Source organism: Sphingomonas sp. SP3 (genome assembly GCF_058514305.1).
Map to the genome: position 1 here is coordinate 1,870,366 of NZ_JBZSOE010000001.1, position 10,954 is coordinate 1,881,319.

General features: G+C 63.6%; 10 protein-coding genes and 1 tRNA gene. 4 read left to right on the forward strand and 7 right to left on the reverse strand.

Going from position 1 to position 10,954, the window contains the following annotated elements:
• From AC4K8G_RS09765 to AC4K8G_RS09795, 7 genes are all read right to left on the reverse strand, one after another.
• Entirely contained in the window at positions 1 to 582 is a 582-nt protein-coding gene (locus AC4K8G_RS09765; protein WP_491733955.1) for a hypothetical protein, read from the reverse strand.
• A gap of 67 nt (positions 583 to 649) precedes the next feature.
• Complete coding sequence (locus tag AC4K8G_RS09770) at positions 650 to 1,789, reverse strand: L-lactate dehydrogenase (RefSeq protein WP_491733956.1); 1,140 nt, start codon at positions 1,787 to 1,789, stop codon at positions 650 to 652.
• A gap of 1 nt (position 1,790) precedes the next feature.
• Positions 1,791 to 2,576 (reverse strand): class II aldolase/adducin family protein, encoded by a 786-nt coding sequence (locus AC4K8G_RS09775; RefSeq protein WP_491733957.1) that lies wholly within the window; start codon positions 2,574 to 2,576, stop codon positions 1,791 to 1,793.
• A 26-nt stretch (positions 2,577 to 2,602) separates the two neighbouring features.
• Positions 2,603 to 3,244: a maleylacetoacetate isomerase gene (gene maiA / locus AC4K8G_RS09780; RefSeq protein WP_491733958.1), complete on the reverse strand. Its 642-nt coding sequence runs from the start codon at positions 3,242 to 3,244 to the stop codon at positions 2,603 to 2,605.
• 10 nt (positions 3,245 to 3,254) lie between these two features.
• Complete coding sequence (locus tag AC4K8G_RS09785; RefSeq protein ID WP_491733959.1) at positions 3,255 to 3,662, reverse strand: acyl-CoA thioesterase; 408 nt, start codon at positions 3,660 to 3,662, stop codon at positions 3,255 to 3,257.
• Entirely contained in the window at positions 3,659 to 5,719 is a 2,061-nt protein-coding gene (locus AC4K8G_RS09790) for a S9 family peptidase (RefSeq protein ID WP_491733960.1), read from the reverse strand. The genes AC4K8G_RS09785 and AC4K8G_RS09790 overlap by 4 nt, the downstream gene beginning before the upstream one ends.
• Positions 5,720 to 5,776: 57 nt before the next feature.
• The gene (locus AC4K8G_RS09795) at positions 5,777 to 6,976 is read right to left on the reverse strand and encodes a pyrophosphate--fructose-6-phosphate 1-phosphotransferase (RefSeq protein ID WP_491733961.1); all 1,200 of its coding nucleotides are present in this window, start codon (positions 6,974 to 6,976) and stop codon (positions 5,777 to 5,779) included.
• Between the two features lie 115 nt (positions 6,977 to 7,091).
• Here AC4K8G_RS09795 and AC4K8G_RS09800 point away from each other — a divergent pair, with 115 nt between their 5' ends.
• The 4 genes from AC4K8G_RS09800 (at position 7,092) to AC4K8G_RS09815 (ending at position 10,856) form a co-directional block, all read left to right on the forward strand.
• On the forward strand, positions 7,092 to 8,354 hold the full coding sequence (locus tag AC4K8G_RS09800) for an aspartyl/asparaginyl beta-hydroxylase domain-containing protein (protein WP_491733962.1): 1,263 nt from the start codon (positions 7,092 to 7,094) through the stop codon (positions 8,352 to 8,354).
• Between the two features lie 53 nt (positions 8,355 to 8,407).
• A complete protein-coding gene (locus AC4K8G_RS09805) occupies positions 8,408 to 10,207 on the forward strand; it encodes an aminopeptidase P family protein (RefSeq protein ID WP_491733963.1) in 1,800 nt (599 codons plus the stop codon).
• A gap of 2 nt (positions 10,208 to 10,209) precedes the next feature.
• Positions 10,210 to 10,605, forward strand: a complete 396-nt coding sequence (locus AC4K8G_RS09810) for a cupin domain-containing protein (RefSeq protein WP_491733964.1) — start codon at positions 10,210 to 10,212, stop codon at positions 10,603 to 10,605.
• A gap of 176 nt (positions 10,606 to 10,781) precedes the next feature.
• Positions 10,782 to 10,856: transfer RNA gene (locus AC4K8G_RS09815), tRNA-Thr, on the forward strand.
• Positions 10,857 to 10,954: the final 98 nt, after the last annotated feature.

A 10,954-nucleotide genomic window follows, 5' to 3' on the forward strand; every position in this document is an offset into this window, starting at 1 on the left:
CTACCAGCCGGTGATGACCTCCGGGCACGGGTTGGACGACGCGTCCATCTGGTGAAGCATCGATGCCATTTGCGCTGAATAGGCGTCGGCTTCTTCCTGGCTCGATACGCTCCGCTTCATCGCCACCGCGGCGCACGCGGTGAAAGCCTGCACGTTGTTGGGATCGGACCCGATGCGGTCGCTATACTCTCCCGCGAGCTTTTCCCATTTCTCGCTGTCGGCGACGTCCGCCGACGTTGCGCCGGCAGCGCTGCCCAGCAGGCTCAATCGTGTCGGAGGATTATCGCTTCCGGGCTTGAATGCCTCGATCGTCCGGTCGTCGATGACGCGGATGCCGTAAGTGATATCATTGTTGGGGTTGGTGAATTGGTAGGTGCCGTCGCCTTGCTTCTCGTAAGGCGACGTCTTGTTGGGCTCGACCACGACTAGCGTGTCACCGTCCATTTTGACGTCGATGCTGTATCCGCTCGCAACATCAACATAGGTCCCGCCGACCTCGGCGTACGCGGGAACCGATAGGCTAAGCGCCGCGGCGCCGATCGACAGATACGCAAACGCGCACGCAATACTCTTCTTGTTCAACTGAACCCTCCCCCAAAATACTGATTTGATTGATTAACGGGCGCAAATTAATGCGCAACCGCCGATTTCATCCGCGGTCGATGATGTCCGCGTTGAGCTCCGAAATCCTTGTCGTTCCGGTCAGCGCCATGGCGACCCGCATCTCTGCTTCGACCAGCTTCAGCATATGGGCGACGCCGGCCCGGCCCGCGCCTGCGAGCGCATAGGCCCAGGCCCGGCCGAGCAGCACGAAGTCGGCGCCGAGCGCCAGCATCCGCACCACGTCCAGCCCCGAGCGCACGCCGCCATCGGCAAGTACCTTGAGCTTGCCTTCGACCGCCTCGGCCACGCGCGGCAGTGCGCGGGCGCTCGACAGCGCTCCATCGAGCTGGCGGCCGCCATGGTTGGAAACGACGATGCCGTCGGCCCCGCTGCTGGCCGCCGCGCGCGCATCGTCGGGATCGAGTATGCCTTTGATCGCTAGCGGGCCGCCCCATTGCGACTTCACCCATTCGACGTCCTTCCAGGTGACGCTCGCGTCGAAGTTCCGGCTGACCCATCCCATCAGGTCGGCGAGCACCGCCCCCGATCCGAGCAGCGGCTCAAGATTGCCCATGGTCAGCGGCTGTCCATGAACGGCGACGTCCCATGCCCATCCCGGTCGCTGCATCACCTGCAACGTCCTGCTTCCCGGCCCGCGCATCGATCCGGATAAGCCCGCGCGATAATCGCGGTAGCGTGTCCCGGGCACGGCGAGGTCCACGGTCAGCAACAGCGCGCCACAGCCTGCCTCCTTCGCGCGCGCGATCATGTCGCTGACGAAACCGCGGTCCTTGACGATGTACAGCTGGAACCACAGCGGCGCCGCCCTCGCGACCTCGCCGATCGAGCAGGCGCTCAGCGTCGACAGCGCAAACGGCACGCCGGCCGCATGGGCCGCCTTCGCGGCTTGGCATTCCCCGCGGCGAGCATAAAGGCCGGACAGCCCGACCGGTCCCAATCCGACCGGCATGGCCCAGCTTTTGCCGAACAATTCGGTCGACAGGTCGATGTCGGAAACATCGCGCAACACGCGTTGCTTAAGCGCGATCGCCTGCAGGTCCTCGACGTTCCGCTGGAGCGTCACTTCGTCGTACGACCCGCCGTCTAGATACTCGAACAGGAAGTGCGGCAGCCGCGCCTTCGCTAGCGCGCGATAGTCGCCGACGCTGGCTGGCCGCCGCCGCAACCTAGCTCGCGAAGCTCGGGTCCAGCCGGTACGCTTTCCGCTTCAGCGCCGGCCAAGCGAGCAGGTTCGCGGCCATCGGCAAGCCGATCGCGCCTTGCTGCGCCGTAAGCTCGGGCGAACCTTGAGGGGGATGGCTGACCTTGTCGCCGGCCGAAAGAGCCATCACCTGCGCCTGGCACGCGCGCTCGAGATAATAGAGCCGGATGAAGCATTCGCCGACATTTTGCCCGACCGCGAGGGTGCCGTGGTTGCGCAGGATCATCGCATGCTTTTCGCCGAGGTCGGCGACCAGCCGCTCGCGCTCGTCGAGGTCGACCGCGACGCCCTCATAATCGTGGAAGGCGACGTCGCCCCTGATCAGCATGGCCGTCTGGGTCAGCGGGAGCAGCCCCTCATCATGCGCCGCAACCGCCTGTCCGGCGGGGGTGTGAAGATGCATCACGGCGTGCGCGTCGTCGCGCGCCATGTGCAGCGCCGAATGGATGATGAATCCGGCGGGGTTGGTGATGAAGGGGGTCGGTTCGACGGGATTGCCGTTCGCATCGACCTTGACCAGCGACGAAGCGGTCACTTCCTCGAACATCAAATTATAGGGGTTGAGCAGGAAATGATGCTCCGGCCCAGGGATGCGCGCCGACAGGTGCGTGAAGATCAGGTCGTCCCAGCCATAGTGCGCGACCATTCGGTAAGCGCAGGCGAGGTCGACGCGGATCGCCCATTCCACGTCGCTGACCTTGCCTTCGAGCGATGGAATATCCACCGATTCCAATGGCTTTAGGTCACTCATTCCGCGGTTGATGCTGTCCACTCTGTTCATTGCGCACCCTCTTGGCGGTCCGGATGGGCCGCAGCGAATGCCTCGATCTTGTTGGCGTTTTCGTCCGCGCGCAACAGTGTCGGATAATCGTCGAGCGGCACATTGAAGCGCCGCGCATTATAAAGCTGCGGCACCAGGCAGACATCCGCCGCCGTGGGGTTATCGCCAAACAGGAACGTTCCTGACCGCGCTTTGGCCTGGGCCTCCAGGGCCGGCAGGCCAACGCTGATCCAGTGTGCGTACCAAGCGTCGACCTGCTCCTGCGAATGGCCAAGCTCGTTCTTGAGATATTTGAGCACCCGTAAATTGTTGAGCGGATGAATGTCGCAGGCGATGGACAGCGACATCGCGACGACATGGGCGCGTTCCGGCGCCATCGCCGGAATCAGAGGCCGGTTCGGAAAGCGCATATCCAGGTAATTGAGGATCGCCAGACTCTGGGCGAGTTGATGCCCGTCGATCTCAAGCATCGGGACCAAGCCGAATGGATTAATCGCTCGGTAGGCGGCCGAGTTTTGCTCGTCCGCCCGAAGTTCGATCTGACGGGTCTCGTAGTCGACGCCCTTCAACTTGAGCGCGATGCGCACGCGGTAGCAGGCGGACGAGCGCCAATAATCGTAGAAGACCGGTCGAGCCATGTCGGCTTGCTTACACTTGGGACAGGAAGGGCGCTATCACTTCGGGCGGCACGCGGATCGGCCGGCCAGCCGCCTTGTCGATGATCGCCCATTGCGTTTTGGCTCGCACGCAGACTTTTCCGTCGGCGCCGACAAACTCCATGTGGCGGTCGAACCGGGCGCCCTGCGGCGCCTCGCCAACCCACGTGCGGCCCGTGATTTGGTCGCCCTCGTGGGCAGCGCGCAGATAATCGATCTCATTCCGCACCACGACCCAGTAATAGGCGTTTTTGTGCGCCGGATCGGCGACACTGTCCCAATGCGCGACCGCGACCTGCTGGATCCATTGCACCCAGATCGCATTGTTGACGTGGCCGAGCTCGTCGATGTGCTCGGGCCCGGCGGTCAACGCCATCTCAAAGACGGGGCGGTCGGTCATTCGATTTCGGTCAGCATGAACGCGTAGGTTTCCGCGACCTCGTGCAGGCGGTCCCAGCGGCCAGACTTCCCGCCATGGCCGGCACCCGTGTTGATCTTCAGCAGCAGAAGGTTGTCATCGGTTTTATAGTCCCGGAGCTTCGCCGCCCACTTGGCCGGCTCCCAATAAGTGACTCGCGGGTCGGTCAGGCCGCCGGTGATCAGCATGGGGGGATAGGCCTGCTTTTTGACATTGTCGTAGGGCGAATAGCTTCGGATCAGCTCGAACACTGCCTTGTCGGTGATCGGATTGCCCCATTCCGGCCATTCGCCAGGCGTGAGCGGCAGCGTGTCGTCCAGCATCGTGTTCAGCACGTCGACGAAGGGAACATCCGCGACCACGGCGCCCCACAAGTCGGGATCGCTGTTTGCGACCGCGCCCATCAGCTCGCCGCCGGCCGACCCGCCGTTGATCGCGATCCTGCCCGGCCTTGTGAACTTCTCCGCGACCAGCCCTTTCGCAACGTCGACAAAGTCGTTGAACGTGTTGGTCCGCTTGTTGAGCTTGCCGTCGAGGAACCACTGGTGGCCGAGGTCGTCGCCGCCGCGGATGTGGGCGACTGCGCAGGCCCAGCTGCGGTCGAGCAGGCTGATCCGGTTGGAGTTGAACGAAGGCGGGATCGCGATTCCGTAGGCGCCGTAGGCGTAGAGGAAGAGCTTGCCCTGGCCGTCCTTCTCGAAGCCCTTCTTGTAGACGATCGAGACCGGCACCTTTGCCCCGTCGCGCGTGGTCACCGTCAGGCGCTCGGTTGCATATTGCGAAGCATCGTACCCTGATGGGATTTCTTGGACTTTCAGGACCTCAAGCGCGCCGGTATCGGGGTGGTAGTCGTAGGTCGTCGTCGGCGTGACCATCGACGAATAGCCGAGGCGATAGGCGGCCGGCGCGAATTCGGGATTGCCGTGGAAGAAGGCCGAGTAGCTCGCTTCATCGAACGGGATGCGCGTCTCTTCGCCGCCGTAAGTGCGCAGGATCAGCTGGTCGAGCCCGTTGACCCGGCTGCTGATCGCGAGATGATCGCGATAGGATGAGATTCCGGTGAGGTAGGTCTGTGCCGAGCCAGCAATGACCGTGCGCCACTCGCCGGGCGACGCCGGCTCCGCTTCGGCGAGGCGGAAGTTCACATGATCGTCGTTGGTGTGGATCCACAGTTTCCCGTGCGCGGCGTCAACATGATATTCGCGGTTCACCTTCCGCGGTGAGATCGTCGTCAGCGGCTGGGTTGGGTCGGCGGAAGGGACGAACCGGACCTCATTCGTCGCGTTGTCGCCGGTCGATACGAAGATCGTGCTGTCGTCCTTCGACTTGTAGACGCCGACGCTGAAACCGAGCTCCTCGGTCTCCTCGTACAGCGTGACCGACTCTTCCGGCGCTTGTCCCAACCGGTGATATTGAGCGCGGTAGCTGCGCCACTGGTCGTTGACCTCAGTGTAGACGATTCCGGCGCTGTCGCTGGCCCACACCGGCTGGCCGATCCCGACCGTGGTGACCGTCTCGATATCCTTGCCGCTGGCGAGGTCGCGAATGCGCAGCTCGAACCGCTCCGAGCCGTCATAGTCGGCCAATGTCGCCGCGAGTTTCCCGTCGGGACTGACTTCCAGCGCGCCGAGCCGGAAGTATTCGCGGCCCTCGGCTTCGGCCGGCTCGTCGAAAATGATCTGGTCGTCGCCGCCCGCGACCGGCTTTCGGTACCAGGTCCGATACTGTGCGCCCGGCTTGAACGCCCACCAGTAGAGCCAGTCGTGGTCGCGGATCGGGACCGAGCTGTCGTCTTCCTTGATCCGCCCCTTCATCTCCTCGAACAATTCGTCGAGCAGCGGTTGATGCTTCCCCTTCCACGCCCCGAAATAGGCGTTCTCCGCCTTGAGGTACGAAAGAACGTCGGGGTCATCGACTTCGGGATATTTGGGATCGCGCAGCCAGTGCCATGGGTCGTCGATCGTCACCCCATGCCGCTCATAACTGTACGGGCGTTGCTCGGCGGTCGGCGGGGCGGGAAACTCGACGGGTTTATCCATGGCGATAGCTCTTAGCGCCGCAGGCGAGGACGGGAAGGGTCGAGACGCACCCCCCTCTCAGGATTGCCCAAGGTCGCTCAGAAGGTCCGTGAACCACGGTAGCGATGTATCGAATGCCTTGCCGCCCCTGATACGCTCGAATTCGATTGCACGCAGCTCGTCGCCCCGCTCTTCGTCCTGGCCGACCACGCCGGATTCACCCCTTAGCGCCGCGCCCACCGCGTAGCTGGTGCAGGCCCGGATCAGCGCGAGGTCGGCCTCATTCGCGGGCGCGGAGCGAGCGAAATAACCGCTTTTCTGGACCAGCACCTTCTCGGCGCCCAACTCGTCGGCGAAGCGCTTGGCGAACCACTGGCCCGGGTTGATCTTGTCGAGCCGCACATGGCCGAATGGGTCGCGCGGCACATCCTCGCCCGCCTCTTCCATGGCGGCGACGATTTCGTGAACCCCTGCGCCCTCGGAGATGAACAGGTTCACGCCGCCCTGATCGTCCATAATTTTGCGCAGCCGGTCGGCTTCCTCAGCGATGTTGAATGGCCGCTCTGGCACGTAAACTCCGTGGACGTCCCAGCGCGCGGCCGAATTCTCCAGCCACTCGGCGAACGAAGCATCGCGAACCCATTGGTGGTGGGCGAGCGCAGTTGCGGCGGTCAGCCATCCGCAGTTCCGGCCCATTACCTCATGGACCACGAGCATTCGCGGATTCGAGGAGCATTCGGCGATGATGTTGCGCGCATAGAGAGCGCCTTGCTCAGCCGCGCTCCACGCTCCGAGCGTCTGCCGAATTGGAATGACGTCATTGTCGATCGTCTTCGGCAGGCCGACGACGGTCAGGTGGTAGCCGTGGCTGTCGAGGTACGCCGCAAGATCGGCGGCGGTCCCGTTGGTATCGTCGCCGCCAATCGTGTGAAGCACATCGACGTCGTCGCGCTGGAGTTGCTCGGCCGCCATCTGGAGCGGATCCTCGCCGGGCTGGACCAGCCCTTGCTTCACGCAATCCTCAACGTTGGTGAGCCGGACCCGGCTATTACCAATGGGGCTTCCCCCGAAGGCATGCAGCCGGCGCGCGTTGGCTCGCACCTTGTCATTCACTTCGACCGACTTGCCGGTGAGAAGGCCAGCGTAGCCGTTGAGATATGCGATGATGCGGACGTCCGGCGCGACTTCGGTGTAACGCTCGATCAGCCCTCCGACAGCGGCGGACAGGCATGGCGCCAGCCCCCCGGCCGTGAGCATCGCAACCGTCTTGACGGTCACGGCGCGCTCTCGGCGGTCGATGGCGGTCTATCCATGTTCAAGCTCTTAGCGCCGCTGCCGCGCACGAAAAGGGTGAAGCTTGACGGGCCGTGGCCGCTCTGCGTGAATCGGCAGCATGTCGAGCGACGACATTCGGCAGCAGCTGGCGGAGGCGCAGCGCGCGCTTCAGGCAGGCCTCGCCGACAAGGCGAGGACGCATTTCGAGGCCGTGCTGGCGATCGATGGCGAGGAGGCGACGGCTCGCAATTGGCTTGGTGCCGATGCCCTGTCGCGGGCAGATCCGGCAACTGCGGCGGAGCATTTCGAGATTGCCTGCAACCGTGAGCCGCAGGAGCGGTCGCACTGGATCAACCTTGCGACGGCCTATCGACAGCTTGGCAACGGCGCCCAGGAGCGAAGGGCGCTCGATGGTGCGCTGTCCATCGACCAGACTGACCTGCTGGCCCTGATCCGATTGGCCGAGCTTCACGAGCGGCTTGACGAAAAATCCGCCGCGGCAGAGCGCTGGGCCGCGGTAATTGCCATCGGCTCGAACATTCGCGATCCTTCGGCGGAATTCGCCGACATCCTCGCCCATGCGAACCGGTATGTGCGGCAGCAGCACCAGCAACGGGTCGACGCCGTCGACGCCGCGCTGGCCGATGATCTCGCCACGGCCAGCACCCGCGACCGCCGGCGCATGCAGGTCGCCGCCGATGCCTGGTTCGGCAAGCGACCGATCTACGCCAACCACTGCGAAGGGCTTCACTACCCGTTCCTGCCGGCCGACGAATATTTCGATCGGGACCTGTTCCCGTGGCTCGCAGAACTCGAAGCCGCCACCGCTACGATCGTCGCTGAGCTGGAGGCGATCCTGGCCGACCCGGCCGCCGAGCTTACGCCCTACATTTCGCTGCCGCCTGGCGTTCCGGCCAGCAAATGGTCCGCGCTCGACAAATCGCTCGACTGGGGCGCCTTTCACTTGTGGAAGGAGGGCGAACGCTTTGACGAAGCGTGTGAGCGCGCACCGCGGACCGCAGCGCTAGTAGAATCGCTGCCGATCTGCAGGATCGAGGGCCGCGCGCCGAACATCTTCTTCTCCATCCTGAAGGCTGGCGGCCACATCCCTGCGCATACGGGCGTCACCAACGTCCGCAGCGTCGTTCACCTGCCCTTGGTTGTTCCTGACGGTTGCGACTTTCGGGTCGGCGGGGAAACCCGGCGCTGGGTCGAAGGCCAGGCCTTCGCGTTCGACGACACTATTGAACATGAAGCATGGAATCGCAGCGATCGCGACCGCGCGGTGCTGATCGTCGACGCTTGGAATCCCTATCTTAGCGAACAGGAGCGGGCGATGATCTGCCGGTTTTACGAGGTTGCGGATGCTCGGCGCGGCTAGGACCCTTTAAGAACTGCGGCGGTTGGACTAGCTGACAGGCAAGGAGTTAGCCCATGTCCAGTTACGCCGATCGCCTGAAGGCCCTTCGCGAACAATTGAAAGCCGACAAGCTCGACGGCTTCGTCGTTCCGCTGACCGACGAGCATATGAGCGAATATGTCGGGAGCTACGCCCAGCGCCTTGCCTGGCTGACGGGCTTCCAGGGATCGGCCGGCTCGGCGGTGGTGCTTCCGGAGCAAGCCGCGATCTTCGTCGACGGGCGCTACACGCTTCAGGTGCGCCAGCAGGTCAGCGCCGATCAATGGAGCTACCAATCGGTGCCCGAGACGAGCACGACCGACTGGCTCAAGGAACATGCGCCGGAAGGCGCGCGGATCGGCTACGACCCGTGGCTGCACACCCGCGATTGGGTCAAGAAGGCCAAGGAAGCCCTCGCCAGCCGTGGCGCCGAGCTGGTCGCGGTCGACAAGAATCCGATCGATGAGATTTGGAAGGATCGGCCCGAGGCGTCGAAGGCGCATCTCGTCGTTCAGTCGGACGAGCATGCCGGCAAGTCGGCGGCGGAGAAGCGCACCGAGATCGGCGATTGGCTGGCCAAGCAGCATGCCGATGCGGCGGTGCTGTCAGCGCTCGATTCGATTGCCTGGGCCTTCAACATCCGCGGACAGGACGTGACCCACACGCCGGTCGCGCTGGCTTATGCCTTGGTTCATGCCGACGGCACGGCCGATCTTTTCGTCGCCTCGGAGAAAATTGGTCCGGACGTCCGTCAGCATTTGGGCAACGGCGTTCGTCTGCATGAGCGGTCGGAATTCGAAGGCGCGCTGGCCGAGTACAAGGGCAAGACGGTCGTGGTCGATCCCGAGCGCGCCGTCGCCGCAATCTTCGAAGCGCTGGAGAAAGCCGGGGCGAAGGTTGTGCCGATGCGCGACCCAACCATCCTTCCCAAGGCCATCAAGAATCCAGCGGAGATCGCAGGACAAAGGTCGGCCCAGGCGCGCGACGGCGCGGTCATTTCCCGATTCCTCCACTGGATCGACCAGGAAGCGCCCAAGGGCGACGTCGACGAGCTCAAGGCCTCGGACCATCTCGAGGCTTTGCGCCGCGAGAATCCCGAGCTTCGCGACCTGTCGTTCGACAGCATTTCCGGTGCGGGACCCAATGGTGCGATCGTCCATTACAAGTCGAGCGAGAAGACCAACCGCAAGCTCGAAAAGGGCACGCTCTACCTGATCGATTCAGGCGGCCAATACGTCGACGGAACCACGGACATTACCCGAACCGTGCCGATCGGCGAGCCGACCGAAGAGATGCGTGACCGCTTCACCCGCGTGCTTAAGGGCCACATCGCGATTGCAACCGCCGTCTTCCCCAAGGGCACGCGCGGGTCACAGCTCGACAGTTTTGCCCGGCGGCCGCTGTGGGAAGCGGGGCTCGATTACGCTCACGGCACCGGCCACGGCGTCGGCAGCTTCCTGTCGGTCCACGAAGGGCCACAGCGTATTTCGCCGGTCGGAAGTTCGCAGTCGGGCGGCGACGAGCCGCTTCAGGTCGGGATGATTCTCTCCAACGAGCCCGGTTACTACAAGACGGGCGAGTACGGGATCCGGATCGAGAACCTCGTGCTCGTCGTCGAGCGACAGATCGAGGGCGCGGAGAAGGACATGCTCGGCTTCGAGACCTTGACCTTTGCGCCGATCGACCGGCGGTTGATCGAGGTCACGATGCTCGAACCGGAAGAGCTGATCTGGCTCAACTGCTATCACGCCCACGTGCTGGCGAAGATCGGACCGCAATTGAAAGGCGCCGATCTCGAGTGGCTCCAGGCGGCGTGCGCGCCGATCGAGGCCTGACAATGAAAGGGAAGTCGCTTTACGACTTTCCGATCCACCTCGGGCTCGGCGCGAAGGCGATCGCCGAACCACAATTCACCGGCCCCGAATGGTACGAGGCCTACGTCGAGCGCCACGACGACGACATGGACGAGGGCCGCCTCGTCAGCCTGTTCCGCTTCGAGGAAAGCTGGACGAGCTGGGAAATGCATCCCGCAGGCGATGAAGTGGTGTGCTGCCTTCAGGGGCAAATGACGCTTCACCAGGAACTGCCCAACGGCTCAAGCGCCACCTTCGAGCTGGGTCCGGGCGATTATGCGGTGAACCCGCCAGGCGCGTGGCACACGGCCGATACAGATGGGCCGGTGGTTGCCCTATTCATCACCGTCGGGAAGGACACCACTCACCGGCCGCGTTAGCTTGCGCGCCTGCGCCTTGCGCTTTCGGAGGTTTTCGCGAAGCGCTGCCGCTAGGCGCTCGTCGCGTTCCTTGTCTTTGTCAGTCATATCGGCCAGATGGCGTCCGCGCCTTTGACCCGCAAGCCGGGTTGACGGGCGTCGGGCCCGCCTTCATAGGCGCGCCACTCCGAAAAAGTGCTGCCGTAGCTCAGTGGTAGAGCGCATCCTTGGTAAGGCTGAGGTCGTGAGTTCAATCCTCACCGGCAGCACCATTTTCCCATTAATGATCCGCATTAATCCCGAAATGGGCAAATTGTCATATTTCAAAAGTTTACGGATAGGCGCCCCCTGACTACCATAGCCGAGTCGG

What these genes read in the sequence shown, in the direction of transcription:
- AC4K8G_RS09775 (WP_491733957.1), bottom strand. Translation starts at nt 2,576, where the DNA reads ATGAGTGACCTAAAGCCATTGGAATCGGTGGATATTCCATCGCTCGAA.
- maiA (WP_491733958.1), bottom strand. Translation starts at nt 3,244, where the DNA reads ATGGCTCGACCGGTCTTCTACGATTATTGGCGCTCGTCCGCCTGCTAC.
- AC4K8G_RS09785 (WP_491733959.1), bottom strand. Translation starts at nt 3,662, where the DNA reads ATGACCGACCGCCCCGTCTTTGAGATGGCGTTGACCGCCGGGCCCGAG.
- AC4K8G_RS09790 (WP_491733960.1), bottom strand. Translation starts at nt 5,719, where the DNA reads ATGGATAAACCCGTCGAGTTTCCCGCCCCGCCGACCGCCGAGCAACGC.
- AC4K8G_RS09800 (WP_491733962.1), top strand. Translation starts at nt 7,092, where the DNA reads ATGTCGAGCGACGACATTCGGCAGCAGCTGGCGGAGGCGCAGCGCGCG.
- AC4K8G_RS09805 (WP_491733963.1), top strand. Translation starts at nt 8,408, where the DNA reads ATGTCCAGTTACGCCGATCGCCTGAAGGCCCTTCGCGAACAATTGAAA.
- AC4K8G_RS09810 (WP_491733964.1), top strand. Translation starts at nt 10,210, where the DNA reads ATGAAAGGGAAGTCGCTTTACGACTTTCCGATCCACCTCGGGCTCGGC.